The sequence below is a fragment of the Neisseria dumasiana genome (assembly GCF_022870885.1).
GTDB classification, from domain to species: domain Bacteria; phylum Pseudomonadota; class Gammaproteobacteria; order Burkholderiales; family Neisseriaceae; genus Neisseria; species Neisseria dumasiana.
Map to the genome: position 1 here is coordinate 2,272,872 of NZ_CP091509.1, position 23,233 is coordinate 2,296,104.

A 23,233-nucleotide genomic window follows, 5' to 3' on the forward strand; every position below is an offset into this window, starting at 1 on the left:
TTCAGACGGCCTGAACAATGTTGTTTGCCGATTATTCCACGATACCGAAGATGTCTTCTTCGCGCATTACCAACAGCTCTTCGCCGTCGGCTTTCACGGCTTGGCCGCTGTATTTGCCGAAGATCACTTTGTCGCCGACTTTCACATCCAGCGCACGGCGTTGGCCGTCTTTACCGACTTTGCCCGCACCCACGGCAATCACTTCGCCCATGTCGGGTTTTTCGGCGGCTGCGCCCGGCAATACGATGCCTGATGCGGTTTTTTCTTCAGCTTCCAAGCGTTTCACAACTACGCGGTCGTGTAAGGGACGGATGGTCATGTGTATGCTCCAATATCATAAATAGTCAAACAAATACCTGAATATTCAGGCTGTTAAAAAATGAAATGTTGTGCATGAAGGGTAAGCCCAACATTTTCCAGTATGAACGAAAGGCAAAATAAGGCTGTAAACGGTAAATTCAAGCCCTGTTGTGTGCTTTTGTACAAATTTCTTTCGCGTTCAGAAGGCCAAATGAGAAGAGCGGAAATGTGGTTTGAGAGAGGCGCCTGCCCTGAGCAAACAATCAAAGCCGTGCCGGTGCAAACCGACATACCTTAAATTCAAAAAATTCAAATTCCACGAAGGTGTTTGGCCGTCTGAAACCTCTTTTCAGACGGCCTGCTCTGCTTATAAAAACTGATTTTGTTTATTTTTGATTGTATTGATTTAAGGTAAAAGCCGTAATCTGTTTCAGACGGCCTCTTGTACCAAGAAGGCCGTCTGAAATCAAATGTCTACTTCCGCCGTATCGCCCTCGGCTTCCATCCACGCGCGGCGGCTGGCGGCTTCGCCTTTGCCCATCAGTTTGACAAAGATGCTGTGGGTTTGTTCGTGCGCCGCTTCGGGAATCTGCACCTGCAACAGGCGGCGGGTGTCGGGGTGCATGGTGGTGTCTTTGAGCTGGTCGGGGTTCATCTCGCCCAAGCCTTTGAAGCGGCTGATGGAATAGGCGGTTTCTTTCACGCCTTCTTTTTGCAGCCGCTCCAAAATGCCGTCCAATTCGCCCTGATCGAGTGCGTAGAATTTGCGCGCGGGTTTGCTTTTGCCTTGTGCGTTGACGTCCACGCGGAACAGCGGCGGTTGGGCTACATAAATATGGCCGTCTGAAACCAGTTTGGGGAAGTGGCGGTAAAACAGGGTAAGCAGCAGCACTTGGATGTGCGAGCCGTCCACGTCGGCATCGGAGAGGATGGCGATTTTGCCGTAACGCAGGCCGCTTAAATCGGGGTTGTCGTTCGCGCCGTGCGGGTCAACGCCGATGGCAACGGCGATGTCGTGGATTTCGGCATTGCCGAACAGTTGGTCTTGATGCACTTCAAAGCTGTTCAACACTTTGCCGCGCAAGGGCAAAATGGCTTGGGTGGTTTTGTCGCGCGCGAGTTTGGCCGAGCCGCCTGCCGAGTCGCCCTCTACTAAGAAGAGTTCGTTTTCGCGGATGTCTTCGCTTTCGCAATCGGTAAGTTTGCCGGGCAGCACGGCCACGCCGCTGCCTTTTTTCTTCTCGATTTTTTTTACCGAACGCATCCGCGCCTGCGCCTGCTTGATGGCGAGTTCGGCGATTTTTTTACCGGCTTCGACGTTTTGGTTAAGCCACAATTCCAGCGGGTCGCCCGACACGGCGGCGACGAGCTTGAGCGCGTCGCGGTTGGTGAGCTTATCTTTGGTTTGGCCTTGGAATTGCGGGTCGAGCACGCGGGCGGACAGCACGAATGCCACGCGGCCGAACACGTCGTCGCTCTGCACTTTCACGCCGCGCGGCAGCAGGTTATGGTGGTTGATGAAGTTGTTCACCGCTTGGAACACGGCTTGTTTCAAACCGGCTTCGTGCGTGCCGCCGAGCGGGGTGGGAATCAGGTTCACATAGCTTTCGCTATTGCACGAGCCTTCTTCCAGCCAAGTGAGTGCAAACGCCGCACCTTCGCCCGCGCTGAAATCGCTGTCGTGGCCGTCTGAAATATAGTTTTCCGAAGCGAATACCGGCACGGCTTCCTGCGCCTCGCTGATTAAGTCGAGCAGATAGCTTTTCAGGCCGTTGGGGTAATGCCATGTCTGCATATGCGGTTCGTGCTGGCCTTTGACGGGGCGGGTGAGCGACACGGTAACGCCCGGCAGCAGCACCGCTTTGGCGCGCAACAGGCGTTCGAGTTCGGCGATGCTGTATTGCGGGCTTTCAAAATATTTGCCGTCCGGCCACACGCGCACTTCGGTGCCGCTGTCTTTCACCGCGCATTTGCCGACCTCGGCCAACGGCTCGACCACCGCGCTGCCCGCAAACACGATGCGGTGGATTTTGCCTTCGCGCTTCACGGTCACTTCGAGGCGTTTGGAAAGCGCGTTAGTTACCGACACACCCACCCCGTGCAGGCCGCCTGAAAAGGCATACGCGCTGCCGCCGTCTTTCTTGTTGAACTTACCGCCCGCATGAAGCTGCGTGAACACCAGCTCCACCACCGGCAAACCTTCGACGGGATGCAGCCCCACCGGAATGCCGCGCCCGTTGTCGCGCACGGAAAGCGAGCCGTCTTCATGGATTTCCACTTTGATTTCGTCGGCAAAACCGCCGAGCGCTTCGTCGGCGGCGTTGTCGATCACCTCTTGGCAGATGTGGGTGGGGCTGTCGGTGCGGGTGTACATGCCCGGCCGTTCTTTTACCGGCTCCAAGCCTTTGAGGACGGTGATACTGGATTCGCTGTATTGGGGTGTGGTCATGAGGGTTACGCAGTCAAATGTTTAAGCAGTTTCAGACGGTCTCTTGCGGCAGGCCGTCTGAAAAATAAGAAAATCTTGCAATCGGGCGGGATTTTAACATGATTTAAACGGGGTTTCAGACGGCATCGGAAAAGCAGAACGGGCATTGAAGCAGATGAGGCCGTCTGAAAATAAAAAACGCTTTCAGACGGCCTGAAAGCGTTCGGAGGGATTATTTGAGTTCCAATTGGCGGCGGGTGAATTCTTCCAACGTTTCCAAACCGCGCAGAAAGCGGGAAAGTTCGCTCAATGCACCTTCATATACTCCGCGTTTGAAATCAATCACTTCGTCTATCGGTGCCCAATATTGATGCCAACGCCAGCCGTCGAATTCGGGGTGGCTGGTCGCGCGCAGATGCACGTCGCTTTCGCGGCCCACCAAGCGCAGCAGATACCAAATCTGCTTTTGCCCGCGGTACGAGCCGCGCCATTCCCGTCGCACCCAATGGGTAGGTACGTCGTAGCGCAGCCAGTCTCGCGTGCGGCCGAGTATCTTAACGTGGTGCGGCAGCAGGCCGACTTCTTCCAGAAGCTCCCGATACATCGCCGTTTCGGGGCTTTCGCCCGGCTTGATGCCGCCTTGCGGAAACTGCCACGAATGCTCGCGCACCCGTTTGCCCCAGAATACTTCGTTGCGGTCGTTGGTCAATATAATACCGACATTGGGGCGATATCCTTCTCTATCCAGCATTTTTTGTCGCCCTTTGCGTAAAATCCAATCGCGTGATTTTCCCATAAATGCGAGCGGTTTGACAAATTTATCCACAAGCGGCGCCTCCCGTTCGGGGCCGTCTGAAAAAATTATTGTTTATGATGAAAAACCTATCCGAAGCCGTGTTAAAAAATGTTTGTTTTTACGTTGTAAGGTCTTGCATCTCAAAGGATTTTGCCGTTTAATTCGCCCTGCTGCACGCAGCCTCACTGCCTCTGCATGGTTTATATTTTTTTGTACCGCCTACGGTACGTTTTTTAAAGGATAAGAACATGAAAAAAACTTGGTTGGTTTCTGCTGCGGCAGGATTATTTTTAGCCGCATGCGGAGGCTCGGGCAATACCGATTCACAAAAAACCGCAGAGAACACGGCCTCAAGCACCGCGGAGCCAACAGCTGCCGCACCCGCAACAGGCAAACTCAATATCTACAATTGGTCGGATTATGTTGATCCTGCTACCGTTAGCGAATTTGAAAAAGCCAACGGCGTTAAAGTACGCTACGACTTTTACGACAGCAACGAAACACTCGAAGCCAAAGTGCTTACCGGCAAATCAGGCTACGATTTGGTTGCCCCCTCGATTGCCAACGTAGGCCGCCAAATCAAAGCCGGCGCTTATCAGGAAATCGACAAAAATTTAATTCCCAACTACAACAATATCGATCCTGAATTATTGTCTATGATGGACAAAGTCGATCCGGGTAACAAATATGCCGTGCCCTACTTCTGGGGCATCAATACGCTTGCCATCAATAAAGACCAAGTAACCAAAGCCTTAGGCACCGACAAACTGCCCGAAAACGAATGGGATTTGGTATTCAACCCCGAATACACGGCCAAACTGAAATCGTGCGGCATCAGCTTTCTCGACAGCCCGACCGAACAAATTCCGCTCGGTTTGAATTACATCGGCAAAGATGCCAACAGCGAAAATGCTGACGATTTGAAAGCGGCTGTCGATATGATGAAAAAAGTACGCCACGATGTTAAACGCTTCAGCTCGTCAGGCTATATCGACGATATGGCAGCAGGCAACCTTTGCGTGGCCATCGGCTACGGCGGCGATTTGAATATTGCCAAAAACCGTGCCAAAGATGCCAAAAACGGCGTCAACATCGAGGTACTCACTCCCAAAACCGGTGTAGGTATCTGGATTGATTCTTTCATGATTCCGAAAGATGCCCCAAATACCGCCAACGCCCACAAATACATCAACTACACGCTTGATCCGCAAGTGGCTGCGAAAAACGGTAATTTCGTTACCTATGCTCCCGCCAGCAAACCCGCCCGCGATTTAATGGAAAAATCATTTGCCGAAGATAACTCCATCTTCCCGAGCGATGAAGTAAAAGCCAAGAGCTTTGTGGTTTTGCCCAAATCAGCCGATGCGGTGAAACTGAGTGTCCGCCTATGGCAGGGACTGAAGGCAGGCCAATAAAGACCGAAAGTTTGAAAGGTATGGCTTTTTAATCATGTTTCTTTAATCAAAATAATTAAAAGCACCGCATATTGCGGTGCTTTTTTCTCATCATTTCAACAAATATAGTCACTCAACTTTTATAAGAAGCCGAAATATTTAGACAATAAAAAAGCCATCTGTATTCAGACGGCCTCATTCTTTATTTCATTTAAGCCTTAAAAGTCTATTTATCTTTTACGACCGAAAATCAAAGACAACACGGCCAAAATCAAAAAGCCGATAAAAAGAATCTTTGCAATACCGGCAGCACTACCTGCGATACCACCGAAGCCGAAGATACCTGCAATAATAGCAATAACAAAGAAAATGATTGAATAACGTAACATGGTTTTTTTCCTTTTTTGAATTAAAACAATCTGATGTGTGACATCTGAGTGATACCGCTTTCCCGCTTCCCACATCTTAAACAGATATACAGAAGCTACGGAATACATGCACAGTAACATGCACCTAACAATTCTCCAATTGCATAATTTAACCTAAATCATAAAATTAAAAGGTTTCACACTACAGCAAAAATTTAAAGCAATAAAAAGTAAATAATTTGAATTAAATTGTTATAAGCTCATAACCGCAAAAAAATAACTCATTGATAAAAATAAATTTTTATAAAACAGCTAAAATGCAACATTAAATATTTTTGACAAATATTGCAAATTTGTAAGCAATTTTAAAAATAAAACAACCAAGTCTATGATTTTATTTATCTTTTAAAATTAATTTAGTTAAATTATCTGCAATTTCCTTGAAAACACAACAAACTGCACTTAAATGTTTTCTACACCGGCAACGGTGTATCACACACTTTATATTATTCAACAGATAAATGTTAAAGAAAGATAAATGTTAAAGAAAGGAATCCAGATGAATTGGGATCAAATCGAAGGAAAATGGGATCAGTTTGTTGGCAAAGCGAAAGAAAAATGGGGTGAATTAACCGATGACGATCTGAAAGTTGCAGAAGGAAAACGCGACCAATTGGCCGGTAAACTTCAAGAACGCTATGGTTACACCAAAGAGCAAGCTGAAAAAGAATTGGATGATTGGATGAACAGCAACTAATTGCTGCTACATATCTATCCTCGCGAATATCGCTATAAAACCCGCATAAAGCGGGTTTTTCTTTTTATTTGTTTAAAGCGTGGTAGTTTGTGCAGACGACAAATAATCAGTGCATAACTGCTTTACCGTGCAAAGCCATCATCAACTCTTCACCAATTAATGCAGGCAATTCCGATTTGTGCGCCCATAAAACTAGCAAAGTCAGCACTTTTGCCATGTCTACGGTAATCTCGTCAGGCGGCAAATGCAACAAAGCGTGCACCACAAATTCGCGTTGTTCTCCATTAATCGCCTGAACACGATCTAGGAAATACAGTAAATTCACAACGTCGTGAGGTAACGATTCCAGTTCTTCCCAACTGTAAACACGCATCACGCCGCTACGGTATTGTGTTTCTTCTACCTCCGGGCTGTTAGCCAACACTTCCAACAACATCAATGCTTGGTTGATTTCAATATCACTAAAACCGATATCTTCTAGAATCTGCCCTAAGTCTGAGGGTGGCGGGCAGGCTTCCAAGTCGTAAAAGTGTTTGATTAAAAAGGCGATTACATCAGCCATGATATATCCTTATTGTTATTTGATTCTTTGATAGCGTCCGCCCGGCATCGGGGAAACGATTTTCTCCAGCTCCAGTTCGAGCAACTGCGCATATATATCGGCAGCAGAAAGGTTTAGCTGCTCTGCCAAACTGTCGGGATGCACAGGGCTGTATCCCATTGCGGCTAAAAGCGGATGTTCAGACGGCCCCCGTGTGTGTGTTTGGGTATGTGTTTGTTGTTCCTGCCCTTGTTGCTGCAATTTTATTTGCCCGGTTTTATCTTGACTAATTGTTGAGTTCAACAATTGCGGACATTCGAGCAAAATATCGTCTAAACATTCTACTAATTTAGCACCTTCTTTTATCAACTTATGACAACCCTTACTGTGCGGGTTATCAATCGATCCGGGCACAGCCATAACCTCCCGCCCCATATCGGCCGCCAGTTTGGCTGTAATCAGCGAACCTGATTCGGGCGCGGCTTCTACAACCAATACTGCTTTTGATAAAGCGGCTATCAGGCGGTTTCGCCGGGGGAAATTTCCTGCCAACGGGCGGGTATTCAATGGAAATTCGCTAACAATCAATCCGTTGTCGGCAATCTGATAAGCCAAATTTTTATTTGCTTGAGGATAAATCCTGTCTATTCCCGTTCCCCATACAGCAACAGTCCCACCCTTAGTGCTTAACGCCCCTTGGTGGGCTGCCGTATCAATGCCGGAGGCCATACCCGAAACCACACCGATACCCTCTTCACCCAACGCATGGCCGAAATCACAGGCGATTCGCATGGCTTGGGGCGTGGCATGTCGGCTGCCGACGATAGCTACCGAAGAACGGTGCAGCAATTCGACACGCCCCCTTAAAAACAACAACGGCGGAGGTGTAAGGCCTTCTGTCAACATTAAGGGAAAGTCGTTGTCGCAAAGCAACATCAAACGGCAATTTTCCTGCTGCTCCCATGCTAACGCAGCTTCTGCCGCCGCAACGGCTTGGCTGTTGTCTCCTTTCCATGCCGCTACTGCTTGTTTGTGGCAAACCAGCTGCCGCACGCTTTCCGCCGGAGCGGCCAATACAGCTTCAGCTGTACCGTAATGCTTGATTAAGTTCAAGAAACTTTCAGCCCCGATATAGGGTGTAAGCGCAAGCTGTATCCATGCGGCTCTTTCGGAATCATTCATGGCAAACCCCGTAATGTTTGCATTCACTCGTAAATTAGTAATGTGAGTGATATTTTTGTGTTTTGTATTTTATATTTTTTGTAATGGTTTGTTAACCATTTTCAAGAATAATTTACGGAAACCGCCTAAAAAAAGGGGAAAATGTGTCGTGAAAATACCAATAAAAAAAGCACACATTGCTGTGTGCTTTTTCAGACGGCCTATTACAGGCTTGTTTTAGTAGAGATTAATATTGCTTTTGATATTGTATTCATTATGCTCGGTATCGTGCGATTCTTGTGGTGCATTCGGCACATGTCTCGCATCGTCTGACATATTATCCAAATCTTGACCCGGCTCTGAAGCAGTATCACCAATGTTAATATTGGTTAAGCTTTCCAAAATAATGGCTGAAGCCAAATGTTCGCTGGTGCGGTAAACCATCGCCAACCCAACTTCTTCAGAAGGAATAGAAACGTATTTCACCACGCTGCGGCCTTTGCCGCCGTTTTCCAAATCTACTTTTACTTGGCGGCTGCGCTTGTATAAGCTCAAAACCGTACCTTTGTCCAAGCCGTCGGCTTCGCCTTTATTCAAGGTAATGGTTTGGAATTGGCCGGCTTCACTCACGCCGTCAAAAATAGATACGACTTTTGCATCAATATGGCGGCTTGGTGCATGCGGCATCATTTGGAAACTGTCGCGCTCATCCGTCATTTTCAACAGGAAGTCACCCTTGCGTACTTCAGACACGGCTTCTTCTACCACCATAGGCTGTGCGGTTTGGGTAGGCACTTTTACCAACGGATGCAGACGTGTGTAATATTCGTTGTTCGGCAGATATTGGGCATCTTTCTCACTACGGGCATCCAAAGCGCTGTTGGTGTAAGGCAGCGTGCTGACGATACCGCTGAACACCACTTCTTGCCCCAAATATTTTTTGGTTTCAGGATCGATAATATCTTTGCGGGCACGATACACCAGATAACGACCCGGTTCGGTAATGCCGTAGGCGTATACACGGTCGCCTTTGCTGTAAAGGATGCGGTTGTCGGGGCCGTCGATCAAACGCGGTGCATCTTGTGTTTGCATTTGCGGAATCACTTGCGGATGCTGCATAAACATACGGTAGAAATTCACGTTAACGGTTTGAATACCGTAGCCTGACGATACTTCGCGCACCCGGGGTGCCAATTTGACTACCGGAATACCGTCGCGATAGGAAGATGCGTTGTCAAAACCAAGGCGCGGTTGGCCGTTTACATAGCGCAACACCAAAACCTGCCCCGGATAAATCATATGCGGATTGCGGATTTCGCTGCGGTTTGCTCCCCACAAGCGGTTCCATTGCCACGGGCTGTAAAGGTATTTGCCCGAAATGCCCCATAATGTATCGCCCTGCTTGACCACATAACGCTGAGGCGCATCGGGACGGACTTTCAGCCCGGCTGCCGCGGCTTGGCCCGAAAATGCCAAACCTAAGGTGCAAAGCAAGGTTATAATACGTTTCTGCATAACTGCTCCCCTTGAAATCGAAATTGATTGTCTTTAATTAACTTTAACAATGAGCATAACGGCTCTTTGCGGATACGACATGTAATAAAATCTGCGTAATATTTTATCACTGAATATTGCCGTTATCATAGCATCAAACACACATATTTTTACATTAGAGATTAAATTATGGCATTACTTAACATACTCCAGTATCCCGACGAACGCCTGCATATTGTTGCGAAACCCGTTGCGGAAATTGATGAGCGCATTCAAACGTTGGTAGGCGACATGCTGGAAACCATGTATGAAGCACGCGGCATCGGCTTGGCCGCAACTCAGGTAAACGTGCACGAACGTGTGGTGGTTATGGATTTGTCGGAAGAGCAAAACGAACCGCGCGTTTTTATCAACCCCATCATTACCCATAAAGACGGCGAAACAACATACGAAGAAGGCTGTTTGTCCGTGCCCGGCATCTACGACACCGTAACCCGCGCCGAACGCGTTACCGTTGAAGCCCTAAATGAAAAGGGCGAAAAATTTACTCTTGAAGCAGACGGCTTACTGGCTATCTGTATCCAACACGAGCTTGATCACTTGGCCGGAAAAGTATTTGTAGAATATCTATCTACATTAAAACAGAACCGAATCAAAACCAAATTGAAAAAACGCGCCAAGCACAATCTATAACCTTTTGTTCAGACGGCCTTTTATCTTATGAAAGTTATTTTTGCCGGCACGCCCGATTTTGCCGCTTCCGCCTTATCGGCCATCGCCGAGGCCGGGTTTGAAATCCCTCTGGTGCTTACCCAGCCCGACCGCCCCAAAGGACGGGGCATGCAGCTCCAGCCAAGCCCCGTAAAGCAAACGGCGCTTAACTTGGGTTTAACCGTAGCCCAGCCGCCAAGCCTTCGCCATGAAGACGCTCAGGAACTGTTGCGCAAACAACACGCCGATGTGATGGTGGTGGCGGCTTACGGCCTGATTCTGCCTCAAGCCGTGCTGGATATTCCCAAGCACGGCTGCCTGAATATTCACGCCTCTCTCTTACCGCGCTGGCGGGGAGCCGCGCCTATACAGCGTGCCATTGAGGCGGGAGACGCCGAAACAGGCGTGTGCATTATGCAGATGGATGCGGGATTGGACACGGGCAATGTCGTCAGCGAACACCGCTATGCCATTCAAAGCACCGATACTGCGGCAAACGTGCATGACGCTTTGGCTGAAATCGGGGCGCAAGCTATTGTCGCTGATTTGCAACGCTTAGATCAGGAAGGCCGTCTGAAAAGCATCCCGCAACCGGAAAACGGTGTAACGTATGCACAAAAATTAAACAAAGAAGAAGCGCGTATCGATTGGAACGAACCTGCGCAGCTTATCGAACGTAAAATCAGGGCATTCAACCCCGTGCCCGCTGCATGGACTGTATATCAGGGCAAACCTTTAAAAATATGGCGCGCCGAAGTGATTGACCGGCAAGGAGAGCCGGGCACGGTATTGCAGTGCCGTTCAGACGGCCTGATTGTTGCGTGCGGCCAACAAGCACTGAATATTACCGAACTGCAACCGGCCGGCAGCAAGCGCATGGACATCGCCGCGTTTGCGGCGGGGAACCGTATAGAAGCGGGAGAACACCTGTGAGCATGGCTTTGGCGCAAAAATTAGCGGCAGACACCGTAACCGCGGTGGCTTCCGGTCAAAACCTGCAAGATGTATTGGCGCAAATAAAGGCCGACCATCCCGATTTAAGCGCCCAAGAAAGCGGTGCCTTGCAGGATATTGCCTACGGTTGCCAGCGTTACGGCGGCAGTTTGCATTATATGCTCGGTAAAATGTTGAACAAGCCGATTACCGAACCTAAGCTTGAAAGCCTGCTGATTACAGCACTCTACCAACTGAACCACACTACTAACGCACCCCATGCCGTAGTAAACGAAGCCGTTGATACCGCAGCCAAAATAGGCAAAGGGCAATACCGTTCGTTTACCAATGCCATTTTGCGCCGCTTCCTGCGCGAACGCGACAAGCTCAATGCCGGCTGCAAGCATAACGATGTTGCCAAATACAATTTGCCCGAATGGTGGATACGCTATCTGCAAAACCATTATCCGAAGCATTGGCACAACATGGTGGCCGCATGGCAACAGCACCCGCCGATGACATTGCGCGTCAACTGCCGTAAAAGCGACGCCCAAACTTATCTGAAACTGTTGGCACAAGAAGGCATCGCCGCCACCGCTTTAGACAACTATGCCGTCATGTTGGCGGAAGCCGTATCGGTCAACCGCCTGCCCGGTTTTTCAGACGGCCTCGTATCGGTACAAGATTTCGGCGCACAGCAAGCAGGCTATCTGCTGAACCCGCAAAACGGCGAACGCATCCTCGATGCCTGCGCCGCACCCGGCGGCAAAACCGGCCACATATTGGAACTCGCCGACTGCAACCTGACCGCCTTAGATATCGACGCAGGCCGTCTGAAACGTGTTTCCGACAACCTGAACAGATTAAACGTGCAAGCCGAATCACTCCAATGTGCCGATGCGCGCGATTTGCACAAATGGTACGACGGCCGGCCTTTCGACGCCATCTTGGCCGACGTGCCTTGCACCGCTTCCGGCGTATTGAAACGCAACCCCGACATCAGATGGCTGCGCCGCCCCGGAGATGCCGTAAAAACCGCGCGCCAACAGGAAACACTTCTCGACGCACTCTGGCAGACCCTGACGAAAAACGGCAGGATGCTGCTGGCCACCTGCTCGGTATTCGTAGAAGAAAACGAGCAGCAACTGAATAAATTTTTAAACCGCCATGCCGATGCCCGCTGCATCGAATCGCGTGTGCTTTTACCCAACAAACAGCAAGATGGCTTTTATTACGCACTTATTGAAAAACAGTAAATTACTGTTACTGCCCATTCTGCTGGCCGCTTCTTTTCAGACGGCCGCAGAAGGGATAAGTGCAACCCGCTCGCAGGCCGTACTGACCCCATCCGGGCAGATGTCGGTAAGCAGCCGCTTCAAAACCGTTCTGCCCGACCAGCTCAAACAGGCCCTCAATCAAGGCGTGCCGTTGAATTTCACCCTGAATTACCAACTGTCCGCCCCCACAATTGCCGCCTACCGTTTCAAGTTCGAGCAGCTGGTCGGCCATGACAACACCATTCAATACAAACTTTCCTACCATCCGCTTACCAACCGCTACCGCGTAACCGTAGGCACTTTCTCTACCGAATACAACAGCTTGGATACGGCTTTGCGCGGCGTGGGCGCAGTCGCCAACTGGAAAGTGCTGGCCAACGGCGCACTCAACGGCGTTACCGCCAAAGAAACCAAAGCCGAAATACGGTTGTCGTTAAGCACATCGCAACTCCCCAAACCTTTTCAAATCAACGCGCTCACTTCCAAAAGCTGGCAACTGGATTCCGGCTGGCAATCCCTAACCGTTACGAAGGAGTAAAGCCGTGCGTTACTTTCTGCTGATTGCCGGACTGCTTTCCTTCATTTCCCTGTATGTGTTAACGCTGGCAACCGAAAACGACAGCGATTTGGGGCATTATTTCTGGTGGATCATCGCCGCCAGCGGTGCTTTGGTCGCCGTGCTGTTGGCATTGCTGGTGCGCTATGTGCGCCTGCTGCTGCGCGATCTGCGCAAAGGCGTGTTCGGTTCCCAAATCGCCCGCCGTCTGGCCGGCATGTTTACATTGGTTGCCGTATTGCCGGGATTGTTTTTGTTCGGCGTATCCGCCCAATTTATCTCCAACAGCATCAACTCATGGTTCGGCAACGACACGCACGAAGCCTTGGAGCGCGGCTTGAATCTGAGCAAATCGGCATTGAACCTTTCGCTCGACAATGCCGTCCGCCAAGCCGTACCCATTCAAATCGATTTAATCGGAGCAGCCTCTCTGGGCAAAAACCTGTCCGATACGCTTAAAGGCCTGCCCGGAAGCGAACGCTTTGATCAGCTCGCCGTTTACCATATCGACAACAACACGGCCGATGTTGTGCGCAACGTTCAAAACCTGCCTGCTCCGCGACTGGACGACTCCGCCCGCCAAATGCTCGCCAACACCGGCTCGTCCAGCAGCATCGAAAACCTCAATAACGTTTTATACGCACAAGGCTGGATGATTTTAGACAACGGCGAAAACCGTTCCCGTGCGCTGTTTTTCAGGCAGGCCGTTCCCGCAGGCGTGGCGGAAGATGCCACACTTATCGAAGCCGCACGCGCCAAATATGCCGAGCTGACCTATGCCAAGCAGGGTCTGCAAACGTTCTTTCTCGTTACACTGCTGGCGGCCACCCTGTTGGCCATTATGCTGGCATTGGTAATGGCTCTTTATTTTGCCCGCCGTTTTGTCGAGCCGGTGCTTTCGCTGGCAGAAGGCGCGCGTGCGGTGGCGCAAGGCGATTTCTCTCAAAAACGGCCGATTTTCCGTAACGACGAATTCGGCAGGCTCACCCATCTGTTCAACCACATGACCGAGCAGTTGAGCATTGCCCAAGCGGCCAACGAACGCAACCGCCTGCAACAAGAAGCCGCACGCCACTATTTGGAATGCGTATTGGAAACGCTGACCACCGGCGTAGTTACCATAGACGACAAAGGCCGTCTGAAAACATACAACCACAGTGCCGAAGCAATATTCGGTATTTCATTGGAAAGCATGGTCGGCACCAGCTGGTATGAATGGCACGGGCAATCGCCCCAGCAAGCCGTATTGGCCGAAACATTCGCCTCGATTATCGATACCGCTCCCGTCGACAAACCCGTGCAGCTCAGCTATGCCGCACCCGACGAATCGCGCATTTTATTGGCCAAAGCCACCATTTTGCCCGACGACAACGATAACGGCATCGTGATGGTGTTTGACGACATTACCGCTTTGGTCAGAGCGCAAAAAGAAGCAGCTTGGGGCGAAGTAGCCAAACGGCTGGCTCATGAAATCCGCAATCCGCTTACCCCCATCCAGCTTTCCGCCGAAAGATTGGCATGGAAATTGCATGACAAGCTCAGCGGTCAAGACGCACAAATTCTCACGCGCTCTACCGACACGATTGTCAAACAGGTAGCGGCATTGAAAGAGATGGTAGAAGCTTTCCGAAACTATGCCCGTGCGCCCGCACTCAAACTCGAACAGCTTGATTTAAACCAAATTATCGAAGAAGTTTTGCTGCTATACGAAGGCAGCAAGTGTACATTCGAGGCCGATTTGAGTAATATATCTTATTCAATCGCCGCCGATACCACCGCGATGCGGCAGGTTCTGCACAACATTTTCAAAAATGCAGCCGAAGCCGCAGAAGGCGAAACTTACCCGCTGGTAAAAGTATCCACGCAAGCTGCCGACGACAACCAAGTGCTGCTCACCGTGAGCAACAACGGCAAAAGTTTCAGCAAAGACATGCTGCAACACGCTTTCGAGCCTTATGTTACCGACAAACCCACAGGCACCGGCTTGGGCTTGCCCGTGGTAAAGAAAATTATCGAAGAACATGGCGGCCGCATCACCTTGTCCAACCCACCGGAAGGCGGCGCGGCTGTTAATATAGCCTTACCCAGATTGGTATAAACATTATGCGCAGTACTGATATCTTAATTGTTGATGACGAAATCGGCATCCGTGATCTTCTGTCTGAAATTCTGCAAGACGAAGGGTACACCGTAACCCTTGCCGAAAATGCCGAAGAAGCCCGCCAGCTCCGCCACCAAACACGCCCGGCCATGGTACTGCTGGATATCTGGATGCCCGACTGCGACGGCATCACGCTGTTGAAAGAATGGGCGAAAAACGGCCAGCTCAATATGCCCGTGGTGATGATGAGCGGCCATGCCAGCATTGATACTGCCGTTGAAGCCACCAAAATCGGCGCATTGGATTTTCTCGAAAAACCCATCGCCCTGCAAAAACTGCTCAGCACCGTCGACCGTGCCTTGAAATACGGCGAAATGCAGGCGGCATCGGGCCTGTCGCTCGACAAACTCGGCAACAGCCCCTCCGTGCAGGAACTGAACCGCGTGCTGGAATCGGCCGTTAAACAAAACAAACCCGTGCTGCTCTCGGGCGAACCGGGTTCTCCGTTTGAACTGGTGGCGCGCTATTTCCACAAAAACGGTACGCCGTGGGTGGAGCCGGGCAAAACCGAACACATCGTCGATATTCCGTTGGAGCTTTTGCAAAAAGCGGGCGGCGGTATTCTCTATTTGGGCGACATTGCCCAATACAGCCGCAGCATCCAGCAAGGTATCGCCTTTTTACTGACCAAAGCGGAACGCAGCAATGTGCGCATTATCTGCGCCAGCAGCCGCCCTTTAAACGAATCGGCCGAACATTCGATAATCGATACCAAACTGAAAGAAGCCCTTTCCGCTTGTGTGATTCAGATTCCGCCCTTGCGTAATCAGGCCGACGATATCGTGTTTTTGGTTGACCAAATTCTGAGCGAACTGGCCGAAACGCAAAAAATACCGCTGGTCAAATTCAGCACCGGTGCATTGAATATCCTGCGCCAATACGACTGGCCGGGCAATCTCGACCAATTGCGCAGCGTGGTCAAAAATTTGGCCATCACCGCCGAAAACAGCGCGGTGGAAGAGCAGGCCGTTAATGCAGTGCTGGGCGGGCAAATGAACCACGCGCCTGTTTCGGAAATGGTCGGCGGTTTCAATTTCAATATGCCTTTGCGTGAATTGCGCGAAGAGTTGGAACGACGCTATTTTGAATACCATATCGTTCAAGAAAGCCACAACATGAGCCGCGTGGCACAGAAAGTGGGTTTGGAAAGAACGCACCTCTACCGCAAACTGAAACAGCTGGGCATTAATTTCTCCCGCCGCAACAGCGACAAATCCAATGACGATTAAAGCCCGCTGAACATTTCAGACGGCCTCCTGTGTCTTATCAAAATCCCCGAACATGCTTGATAACATGCTCGGGGATTTTTATGAATATTCTGTATTTTTACCGCCGGTCATCTTATTCAGACGGCCTCAGATGTTGCGTGAATAATATTGCGGCTTCAATCATCGGCAATCTATAACTAAGGCGTTGCTGCGCCTAGCCGTATATTGGGCGCACACAACTGTTTGTTTTAAATAAATCTAAAGATAATCATGAACCATCCTACCCCCATCAGACACAATGCTTTGCAAAGAAGCCGCAGCTATCACGCGGCGAAAGAAATCAGCCGCTATCTTGACGACTACTATATCGACGGCATACTGGGTTTAATCCCCGTGGCGGGCGATGTGGTTTCACAAAGCTTTCACGCCGTGTTTCTGTATTTGGCGGCGGTGAAACTGCGTTCGGCCAGATTGACTGTGGTTGTGCTGTTCAACAGCCTGATGGACATCTTGATCGGCCTGATTCCTTTTTTGGGCGACGTACTGGACTTTATCAATAAATCGCACAAGCGCAATTTTGCCCTGATTGAAGGTTTCGCCTTGGGCGACAAAGCCGTGATCAGCCAAGTAAACCGCAGAGCGGCGATGGCGGCAGTGGGCATTTTGCTGCTGTTGGCGGGCATCGTGTTGCTGCTGAAATGGTCGTGGGCATTGATGGTATGGCTTTACCATTGGCTGCCGACGCTTTTTGCTTGACAGCGGTAACGGAAAACAGGCATCGGATTGCCGCTTTTTCCTTGCGCCAAAAGCGCAGGCGAAGATGAAATATGCTTTTTTGATGATATAAAGCAGAAATTAAGAAACTTGTTGGCATATAGGCCGTCTGAATAGGGTTTCAGACGGCCTGTTGTGTTGTCGGAAACAACGCTTAGCACAATAAATCCACCGCTCCGCCGACAAACAAACACAAATGTTTGGCGGCTGAGTATAGTTAAACGGTTTATATCCGTAACTGAAAGGCAGTAAGGTTCTGTTTCAGACGGCATATCCGCCGCACGGTGCGTTTCCGACATACAGCCTGTCAAACCGGCTGCCTGATTTTCCGAAAGTCTTGCTTATGAAAAAAATCACTACTGCTTTAGCTGCCGCAGGATGCGCTGCGGTATTGTCCGGCTGCCAGATGATGAGCGCCCAAACAAAACCTGCCGCCACCATCACGACGGCCGATTCGGTTAAAGATGTTACTGCGGTTACCGAAGTATTTTCAGACGGCCAGAAAATTACGGCCGCTGTGGTGCACTACGATCAAGCGATAAGCAATGAATCGCTCGATACCGAAGATTTTGCCGTAGCAGGCCGCACGGTTACGAAAGTATACGGCAACGATGCGCCCGTAACGGCTTCCGATGCCAAAGACGGCAAATTTGTGGTGGTGGAGCTGTCTAAAAACGACGAAGACGCCGTGGCCTTCGGCGTTGAAGGGCGCGACATCATACGCCGCCGCCCCGAACTGAAAGTCACGCAAACGGGCGACGTGGCCGGCACGACAGGCCAAACGATTATTCCCGACGGCAAAGAAAGAGAATCTAAAGAAGCCGTGAATCTGGTGGTAGACGATTTCAAACAAGCCCAATTTGCCGATCCGCAAACCGGCATTTCGCTTAACTACAATCTTTTCGTGCCGAAAAACTACGACCCGAAAAAATCTTATCCGCTCGTGTTGTTTCTCCACGATGCACGCGTAACGGGCAAAGACGTGAAAAACACCCTGAAACAGGGTTTGGGCGCGGTGGTTTGGGCCGGCCCCGAATCGCAGGCCAAACACGAAGCCTTTGTCTTGGCACCGCAGTTCGGCTATAAAATCATCAACGACAAATTCCAAGCCACCAAAGATTTGGATACGGTGGTCAACCTGATCAAACACCTTCAAACCCAATACAGCATAGACCCTTCCCGCCTTTATGCCACGGGCCAATCCAGCGGCGGCATGATGGAAATGGCGATGAACATCAAATACCCCGACTTTTTTGCCGCTTCCTACATCGTAGCGGCGCAATGGGATGCCGCCAAAGTAGCACCGATGGCCAAAAGCAAAATGTGGATTATGGTGGCCGAAGGTGATGAAAAAGCCTATTCGGGCATGAACGCCGTTACCGCAGCACTGGAGAAAAACGGTGCCAAAGTAGCGCGTAACATGTGGAGCGGCTTGGCAAACGCCGCCGAGCTTGATGCCGAAGTCAAAGCCATGCGCAGCCAAAACGCCAATATTCATTACACCGTTTTGCAAAAAGGTACGGTTGTGCCCGCAGGCCAAACCGACAACACCCATGCCAACCATGTTCATACTTGGCGCATCGCCTACACCGTGGAAGGCATCCGCGATTGGCTGTTTGAACAGCGCAAGCCATAAACACGCAGCAAGAAACCTTTGCCAAACCTTCAGGTTCAGGGCGTAGCTGTGCGGCGCGTGCAGACATCATACAGATAGGCAAACGGGCGCACCGCAAACGAAGGGGTTGGCAAAGGTCTCGACAGCAAATAAGCAGGCCGTCTGAATACTTTCAGACGGCCTGAAACCTTTGTAAAACCGAGTCAAACCGGGCAGAGCATATCGGCATTTAAATCAGCGGTAAGCCTTGATGCTGACATCCTCACCGGCGGCGGCGGTTAACGCCTGATTGAGCACGGCAAAAAATTCGCTGCCGTCGCGCGTGGCCACCCATTGCCCGCCTTGTTCGGAAAAATGATAACCGCCGCTTTTCGCCGCGATCCACAGTTCCTGATTGGGGGTGTGGCGGTTTACGATAATCTGTGTGCCGTCATCGGCTTCGATGGTGAGCACATTACCGTTCAGACGGCAGTCGAAATCCCAGCCGCCTTCGTCGATTTGATCTTCTATATGGGTAAATAAAGCATCGGAATGCTGTAAAAATTCGCTTTCTGTCATGATGGCTTTGTGCATTGGCGCGTTTTTGTTTAAGATACCGAATCTTGCCACATTCGCCCGTGCGATGAAAGAATTATCATGAAACCAGCCCTGTTTTTGTTGTCGGCCGCCCTATTTCTCGGCGGCTGCGGCTACAAAGGTGATTTATACCTGCCCAAAGAAGGCGACAAAGCCCGCTTCGGCGTGATACAGACCGGCCTGCAATTTGAAACCAAAGAATCCACCGCTCCCACACAATAATCATGACCCTACACTGCGAAAACATTCCGCTTACCCGCTTGGCCGATGAATTCGGCACCCCTCTTTATGTATACAGCCAATCGGCACTCACCGAAGCCTTCCAAGCCTACACTGAAGCCTTTTCAACGCTGCGCCCGCTGATCTGCTATGCCGTCAAAGCCAACGGCAACCTGAGCATACTCAAACATTTCGCCTCGCTCGGCAGCGGCTTCGACATTGTTTCGGGCGGCGAACTCGCCCGCGTGCTGGCCGCGGGCGGAGATGCCGGCAAAACCATCTTTTCCGGCGTCGGCAAAAGCGAAGCCGAAATCGAATTCGCCCTCAACGCCGGCGTATTGTGCTTCAACGTAGAAAGCCTGCCCGAGCTGGACCGCATCCAAGCCGTAGCAGAACGCCTCGGCAAAACCGCCCCCGTTTCGCTGCGCATCAACCCCGATGTCGATGCCAAAACGCATCCTTATATTTCCACCGGCCTCAAATCCAACAAGTTCGGCATTGCCTATGCCGATGCTTTGGCAGCTTACCGTTATGCCGCAGGATTAGGCCGTCTGAAAATCGTCGGCATCGACTGCCACATCGGTTCGCAACTCACCGATTTAAGCCCGCTTGTCGAAGCCTGCGAACGCATTTTGCTGCTGGTTGACCGGCTCTCCGAAGAAGGTATCGCGCTCGAACACATTGATTTGGGCGGTGGCGTAGGCATTGTGTACGACAACGAAACCGTCCCCGACTTAAAAGCCTATGCAGAAGCCGTCGGCAAACTCATGAACGGCCGCCCGCTCAAACTGATACTCGAACCCGGCCGCAGCTTGGTCGGCAACGCAGGCACGCTGCTGACCCGTGTCGAATTTGTCAAACAAGGCGAAGAAAAGAATTTCGTCATCGTCGATGCCGCCATGAACGATCTTATGCGGCCTGCCCTTTACGAAGCCTACCACCATATCGAGGCGGTCGAACCCGGCAACGAAGCACCGTTCACAGCCGATGTCGTCGGCCCGGTGTGCGAAACCGGCGATTTTCTCGGCAAAAACCGCACGCTGGCATGTGCGGCCGGCGACCTGCTGGCCGTGCGCAGTGCCGGTGCTTACGCCAGCAGCATGGCCGGCAACTACAATACCCGCAACCGCGCCGCCGAAGTGCTGATCAACGGCTCGGAAGCCAAACTCGTCCGCCGCCGCGAAACCGTCGAACAACAGCTCGCCAACGAGCAAGCCTGCCTGTAAGCACGGTTCGGAATTTCTCTCAATCCATCAATGTCCAATCGAGGCCGTCTGAACCGTTTGGAGACCTTTACCCCCGAATGCGGATGCCGTTCAAAATGCGGCAACACACAACGCACAAATGCGCCGCAAATGGGGTTTTGCAAAGGTTTCAGTTTTTCAGACGGCACCTTTACTTCGTTGCTACAATACGTTTTTCTTTTTTCCAAAGCCGCAGCCATGCGGTTTGAATGTATATATGACGCAGATTTCTTCTAAAAGCTGGCTCTCGGCCGCAAGTGCATACACCGACCGCCGTGCAATCACAATGTTTTTTCTCGGCTTTTCGGCCGGCATGCCGCTGCTGCTGATTTTTTCGAGCCTGTCGCTTTGGTTGCGTGAAGCGGGTGTGGAACGCAATACGGTTACCATGTTCAGTTGGGCGGCTTTGGCTTATTCGTTTAAATTCGTGTGGGCGCCTTTAATTGATTCGCTTCCTCTGCCGCTGTTAACCCGCGGTTTGGGCAAACGGCGCGGCTGGCTGCTGTTGGCACAGTTGATGATCATCGCCGCCATCTGCTGGATGGCCATGGTGAACCCGGTAGGTTCGGCAGCGTTAACGGTAATGGCCGCTGCGGCAGTGTTGCTCGGCTTTTCTTCGGCCACACAAGACGTGGTCATCGACGCCTACCGTATCGAAATAGCGGGAGACGACACAGCCATGCAGTCGGTAACCGCAGCAACTTATAATGCAGGCTATCGGCTGGGCATGATTGTGGCCGGCGCGGGAGCTTTGTTTTTGGCCGCACGGCTCGGTTCGCACGAGCAGGCTTATGTATATTCGGCATGGCAGCAAACCTATTTGATTATGGCAGCCGTTATGGGTGTGGGCGTGTTAACCACACTGTTGATACGCGAGCCTGAATCGTCGGCACGGCACACGGCTTCCCGCCCCGCTGCCGACAATTTGCGCCTGCTGTTGCTGTTTGTGCTGTCGGTGGCGGCATTTGTGGCGGCATTCTCCCAGCTGGGCACGGTAATGCCGAAAGGCGGCAGCCCGTTGTTGAGCCTGCTGATTGAAGCATTCAGGCTGCTCACATCAACACTGGCGGCTCTAGCCGTCGGCACCGTTACCGTGAAAAGCGGTTTGGTGCCGAAGCAGTTGGCGGTAGATACTTGGGTACATCCGGTAACGGATTTTTTCCAACGCTACGGAAAATCGGCCTTGCTGCTGCTGGCATTAATCGGGGTGTACCGTATTTCGGATATCGTAGCCGGTGTGATTTCCAATGTGTTTTACCAAGACATGGGCTTCAGCAAAGAAGAAATTGCCGCCGCAGTTAAAACATTCGGTGTGTTCATGGCGGTAGCGGGCGGTTTTTTGGGCGGTTTTTTGGCACAAAAATTCCCATTGATGAAAATGATGATGGCCGGTGCGGTGCTTGCCGCACTTACCAATCTGATGTTTGTGGCTTTGGCCTACCGCGGGCATGATGTGGTATTTATGTATTTGGCGGTCGGCTTCGATAATCTCGCCGCCGGATTGGCCGGTGCGGTGTTTGTGGCATTTTTATCGGCACTTACCGATATCCGTTTCACCGCCGTGCAATACGCTATTTTCAGCTCGCTGATGACGCTGCTGCCCAAAACGCTGGGCGGTTATTCCGGTGCAATGGTCGACAACATCGGCTACCCGGGCTTTTTTACCCTAACCGCCTTGATGGGCGTGCCGGTATTGCTGTTGGTATATTGGGCAGAAAAACAACTGTTCGCCAAAAAAGCACACCCCGATAACGGAGCCGTCTGAAAAACATGAGGGCGGATTGTTTTCCCTGCCAAACCGCCCTATAATCATCGGTTTTGCGCGCAGCCGACCGTATTTCCCCAAGCCGTAACACATTTCTTTTTTGCATATTTTTTTATCTTTATGCGCATGAAGAAATGATTTTTGCATACGGCACTCCGAGCCGGACGCAGCGCATACTCTCATTATTATAATTTTGCAGCACAGCAAATACTGTTCACACATCAACACACACACCGCCCAAAGCGGGCAAACAGGCGTTATGTCAAATGAACTTAACTTGCTAAGGCGCAGCAACGCCCCGGCAAGTTAAATTTATTTGCGCTATGCGGCCGTTACTGCATTGCCGAATGCTCCGCACGGGTTGAATATGGGATTTATGGAAGCGTTTGTTTCATCTACTTTCAGCATAGCCGCCACCGAAATCGGCGACAAAACACAACTGCTGGCCTTGTTGCTTGCTTCGCGTTTTTCCCAGAAAAACGCCGTTGTGGCGGGCATATTCATGGCCACGCTGCTGAATCATATTTTATCTACCGTTTTGGGCATTTGGCTTGCTCAAACCCTTTCTCCCCAAACAGTCAAATGGATCGTCGGCCTGAGTTTTATCGTAATGGGCTTATGGCTGCTTCTGCCCGGCAAAATAAATGCTTTAAACGAACGCTGGCTGAAATACGGCGCATTCGGAGCCACCGCCATTTTGTTTTTCATTGCCGAAATCGGCGATAAAACACAAGTTGCCACCATAGTGATGGCGGTGAAATACCAAGAAATGTTTTGGGTAATTACCGGCAGCGTACTCGGCCTGTTGCTCGCCAACGTGCCGATCGTTTATTTCGGAGAAGCCTTAATCAAACGCATCCCCGCACAAATCTTGCGCATGGGTGCATCTGCCGCTTTCTGTATACTCGGCGTCTTAACCCTGCTTGGCGGCGGCATTGCTTTACAGTAGCCGCAG

General features: G+C 50.9%; 21 protein-coding genes and 2 pseudogenes. 14 read left to right on the forward strand and 9 right to left on the reverse strand.

Annotated elements, in window-relative coordinates:
- Positions 1 to 31: 31 nt before the first annotated feature.
- The 3 genes from groES to LVJ88_RS10610 form a co-directional block, all read right to left on the reverse strand.
- Entirely contained in the window at positions 32 to 319 is a 288-nt protein-coding gene (gene groES / locus LVJ88_RS10600) for a co-chaperone GroES (protein WP_054600159.1), read from the reverse strand.
- 447 nt (positions 320 to 766) lie between these two features.
- Positions 767 to 2,749 carry a DNA topoisomerase IV subunit B gene (locus tag LVJ88_RS10605; RefSeq protein WP_085418377.1) on the reverse strand — a complete coding sequence of 661 codons (1,983 nt, stop codon included), beginning with the start codon at positions 2,747 to 2,749 and terminating at the stop codon, positions 767 to 769.
- A gap of 211 nt (positions 2,750 to 2,960) precedes the next feature.
- Positions 2,961 to 3,479: an RNA pyrophosphohydrolase gene (locus LVJ88_RS10610; RefSeq protein ID WP_054600166.1), complete on the reverse strand. Its 519-nt coding sequence runs from the start codon at positions 3,477 to 3,479 to the stop codon at positions 2,961 to 2,963.
- Between the two features lie 293 nt (positions 3,480 to 3,772).
- Here LVJ88_RS10610 and LVJ88_RS10615 point away from each other — a divergent pair, with 293 nt between their 5' ends.
- Positions 3,773 to 4,939 (forward strand): polyamine ABC transporter substrate-binding protein, encoded by a 1,167-nt coding sequence (locus LVJ88_RS10615; protein ID WP_085418376.1) that lies wholly within the window; start codon positions 3,773 to 3,775, stop codon positions 4,937 to 4,939.
- A 209-nt stretch (positions 4,940 to 5,148) separates the two neighbouring features.
- Here the strand turns inward: LVJ88_RS10615 and LVJ88_RS10620 are convergent, their stop codons facing one another.
- Positions 5,149 to 5,307 carry a DUF1328 family protein gene (locus LVJ88_RS10620; RefSeq protein ID WP_082403063.1) on the reverse strand — a complete coding sequence of 53 codons (159 nt, stop codon included), beginning with the start codon at positions 5,305 to 5,307 and terminating at the stop codon, positions 5,149 to 5,151.
- 538 nt (positions 5,308 to 5,845) lie between these two features.
- On the opposite strand from LVJ88_RS10620, the gene LVJ88_RS10625 reads away from it, so the two are divergent.
- The gene (locus LVJ88_RS10625) at positions 5,846 to 6,043 is read left to right on the forward strand and encodes a CsbD family protein (RefSeq protein WP_054600473.1); all 198 of its coding nucleotides are present in this window, start codon (positions 5,846 to 5,848) and stop codon (positions 6,041 to 6,043) included.
- A 106-nt stretch (positions 6,044 to 6,149) separates the two neighbouring features.
- On the opposite strand, the gene LVJ88_RS10630 is transcribed toward LVJ88_RS10625, so the two are convergent.
- From LVJ88_RS10630 to LVJ88_RS10640, 4 genes and pseudogenes are all read right to left on the reverse strand, one after another.
- Positions 6,150 to 6,605, reverse strand: coding sequence for a DUF494 family protein (locus tag LVJ88_RS10630; RefSeq protein WP_054600472.1), 456 nt, complete (start codon positions 6,603 to 6,605; stop codon positions 6,150 to 6,152).
- Positions 6,606 to 6,620: 15 nt separating this feature from the next.
- Positions 6,621 to 6,773: pseudogene (locus LVJ88_RS12670) on the reverse strand (DprA-like winged helix domain-containing protein); the annotation flags it as partial.
- A 102-nt stretch (positions 6,774 to 6,875) separates the two neighbouring features.
- A pseudogene (gene dprA / locus LVJ88_RS10635) lies at positions 6,876 to 7,766 on the reverse strand (DNA-processing protein DprA); the annotation flags it as partial.
- A gap of 216 nt (positions 7,767 to 7,982) precedes the next feature.
- Positions 7,983 to 9,260 (reverse strand): LysM peptidoglycan-binding domain-containing protein, encoded by a 1,278-nt coding sequence (locus LVJ88_RS10640; RefSeq protein WP_085418374.1) that lies wholly within the window; start codon positions 9,258 to 9,260, stop codon positions 7,983 to 7,985.
- 168 nt (positions 9,261 to 9,428) lie between these two features.
- Here LVJ88_RS10640 and def point away from each other — a divergent pair, with 168 nt between their 5' ends.
- The 8 genes from def (at position 9,429) to LVJ88_RS10680 (ending at position 18,495) form a co-directional block, all read left to right on the forward strand.
- Entirely contained in the window at positions 9,429 to 9,932 is a 504-nt protein-coding gene (gene def / locus LVJ88_RS10645; RefSeq protein ID WP_085356191.1) for a peptide deformylase, read from the forward strand.
- A gap of 27 nt (positions 9,933 to 9,959) precedes the next feature.
- A complete protein-coding gene (fmt, locus tag LVJ88_RS10650) occupies positions 9,960 to 10,883 on the forward strand; it encodes a methionyl-tRNA formyltransferase (RefSeq protein WP_085418373.1) in 924 nt (307 codons plus the stop codon).
- Entirely contained in the window at positions 10,880 to 12,139 is a 1,260-nt protein-coding gene (rsmB, locus tag LVJ88_RS10655; protein ID WP_085418372.1) for a 16S rRNA (cytosine(967)-C(5))-methyltransferase RsmB, read from the forward strand. The genes fmt and rsmB overlap by 4 nt, the downstream gene beginning before the upstream one ends.
- Complete coding sequence (locus LVJ88_RS10660; protein WP_085360510.1) at positions 12,105 to 12,698, forward strand: DUF4390 domain-containing protein; 594 nt, start codon at positions 12,105 to 12,107, stop codon at positions 12,696 to 12,698. The genes rsmB and LVJ88_RS10660 overlap by 35 nt, the downstream gene beginning before the upstream one ends.
- Before the next feature lie 4 nt (positions 12,699 to 12,702).
- Entirely contained in the window at positions 12,703 to 14,814 is a 2,112-nt protein-coding gene (locus LVJ88_RS10665) for a sensor histidine kinase (RefSeq protein ID WP_085418371.1), read from the forward strand.
- Positions 14,815 to 14,819: 5 nt separating this feature from the next.
- Positions 14,820 to 16,106: a sigma-54-dependent transcriptional regulator gene (locus LVJ88_RS10670; protein ID WP_054600464.1), complete on the forward strand. Its 1,287-nt coding sequence runs from the start codon at positions 14,820 to 14,822 to the stop codon at positions 16,104 to 16,106.
- A gap of 249 nt (positions 16,107 to 16,355) precedes the next feature.
- Positions 16,356 to 16,841, forward strand: coding sequence for a DUF4112 domain-containing protein (locus LVJ88_RS10675; protein WP_085418370.1), 486 nt, complete (start codon positions 16,356 to 16,358; stop codon positions 16,839 to 16,841).
- 361 nt (positions 16,842 to 17,202) lie between these two features.
- Positions 17,203 to 18,495 carry a prolyl oligopeptidase family serine peptidase gene (locus LVJ88_RS10680; RefSeq protein ID WP_085418369.1) on the forward strand — a complete coding sequence of 431 codons (1,293 nt, stop codon included), beginning with the start codon at positions 17,203 to 17,205 and terminating at the stop codon, positions 18,493 to 18,495.
- Between the two features lie 213 nt (positions 18,496 to 18,708).
- Here the strand turns inward: LVJ88_RS10680 and cyaY are convergent, their stop codons facing one another.
- Positions 18,709 to 19,035: an iron donor protein CyaY gene (cyaY, locus tag LVJ88_RS10685; protein WP_096777400.1), complete on the reverse strand. Its 327-nt coding sequence runs from the start codon at positions 19,033 to 19,035 to the stop codon at positions 18,709 to 18,711.
- Positions 19,036 to 19,110: 75 nt separating this feature from the next.
- Here cyaY and lptM point away from each other — a divergent pair, with 75 nt between their 5' ends.
- From lptM to LVJ88_RS10705, 4 genes are all read left to right on the forward strand, one after another.
- Positions 19,111 to 19,272 (forward strand): LPS translocon maturation chaperone LptM, encoded by a 162-nt coding sequence (lptM, locus tag LVJ88_RS10690; RefSeq protein ID WP_082403061.1) that lies wholly within the window; start codon positions 19,111 to 19,113, stop codon positions 19,270 to 19,272.
- Positions 19,273 to 19,274: 2 nt separating this feature from the next.
- Complete coding sequence (lysA, locus tag LVJ88_RS10695; RefSeq protein ID WP_085418367.1) at positions 19,275 to 20,495, forward strand: diaminopimelate decarboxylase; 1,221 nt, start codon at positions 19,275 to 19,277, stop codon at positions 20,493 to 20,495.
- Positions 20,496 to 20,730: 235 nt separating this feature from the next.
- Positions 20,731 to 22,278 carry an AmpG family muropeptide MFS transporter gene (locus LVJ88_RS10700; protein WP_085418365.1) on the forward strand — a complete coding sequence of 516 codons (1,548 nt, stop codon included), beginning with the start codon at positions 20,731 to 20,733 and terminating at the stop codon, positions 22,276 to 22,278.
- A 376-nt stretch (positions 22,279 to 22,654) separates the two neighbouring features.
- Positions 22,655 to 23,227 carry a TMEM165/GDT1 family protein gene (locus LVJ88_RS10705; protein WP_054600475.1) on the forward strand — a complete coding sequence of 191 codons (573 nt, stop codon included), beginning with the start codon at positions 22,655 to 22,657 and terminating at the stop codon, positions 23,225 to 23,227.
- The last annotated feature ends 6 nt before the right edge of the window (positions 23,228 to 23,233 follow it).

Bases quoted from the DNA above. Each gene is read 5' to 3' on its own strand.
- LVJ88_RS10625 (WP_054600473.1), top strand. From the start codon at position 5,846: ATGAATTGGGATCAAATCGAAGGAAAATGGGATCAGTTTGTTGGCAAA.
- def (WP_085356191.1), top strand. From the start codon at position 9,429: ATGGCATTACTTAACATACTCCAGTATCCCGACGAACGCCTGCATATT.
- LVJ88_RS10610 (WP_054600166.1), bottom strand. From the start codon at position 3,479: ATGCTGGATAGAGAAGGATATCGCCCCAATGTCGGTATTATATTGACC.
- fmt (WP_085418373.1), top strand. From the start codon at position 9,960: ATGAAAGTTATTTTTGCCGGCACGCCCGATTTTGCCGCTTCCGCCTTA.
- LVJ88_RS10605 (WP_085418377.1), bottom strand. From the start codon at position 2,749: ATGACCACACCCCAATACAGCGAATCCAGTATCACCGTCCTCAAAGGC.
- LVJ88_RS10700 (WP_085418365.1), top strand. From the start codon at position 20,731: ATGACGCAGATTTCTTCTAAAAGCTGGCTCTCGGCCGCAAGTGCATAC.
- LVJ88_RS10620 (WP_082403063.1), bottom strand. From the start codon at position 5,307: ATGTTACGTTATTCAATCATTTTCTTTGTTATTGCTATTATTGCAGGT.
- LVJ88_RS10670 (WP_054600464.1), top strand. From the start codon at position 14,820: ATGCGCAGTACTGATATCTTAATTGTTGATGACGAAATCGGCATCCGT.
- lptM (WP_082403061.1), top strand. From the start codon at position 19,111: ATGAAACCAGCCCTGTTTTTGTTGTCGGCCGCCCTATTTCTCGGCGGC.
- LVJ88_RS10660 (WP_085360510.1), top strand. From the start codon at position 12,105: ATGGCTTTTATTACGCACTTATTGAAAAACAGTAAATTACTGTTACTG.
- LVJ88_RS10680 (WP_085418369.1), top strand. From the start codon at position 17,203: ATGAAAAAAATCACTACTGCTTTAGCTGCCGCAGGATGCGCTGCGGTA.
- lysA (WP_085418367.1), top strand. From the start codon at position 19,275: ATGACCCTACACTGCGAAAACATTCCGCTTACCCGCTTGGCCGATGAA.
- LVJ88_RS10705 (WP_054600475.1), top strand. From the start codon at position 22,655: ATGGAAGCGTTTGTTTCATCTACTTTCAGCATAGCCGCCACCGAAATC.
- LVJ88_RS10630 (WP_054600472.1), bottom strand. From the start codon at position 6,605: ATGGCTGATGTAATCGCCTTTTTAATCAAACACTTTTACGACTTGGAA.
- LVJ88_RS10675 (WP_085418370.1), top strand. From the start codon at position 16,356: ATGAACCATCCTACCCCCATCAGACACAATGCTTTGCAAAGAAGCCGC.
- groES (WP_054600159.1), bottom strand. From the start codon at position 319: ATGACCATCCGTCCCTTACACGACCGCGTAGTTGTGAAACGCTTGGAA.
- LVJ88_RS10615 (WP_085418376.1), top strand. From the start codon at position 3,773: ATGAAAAAAACTTGGTTGGTTTCTGCTGCGGCAGGATTATTTTTAGCC.
- LVJ88_RS10640 (WP_085418374.1), bottom strand. From the start codon at position 9,260: ATGCAGAAACGTATTATAACCTTGCTTTGCACCTTAGGTTTGGCATTT.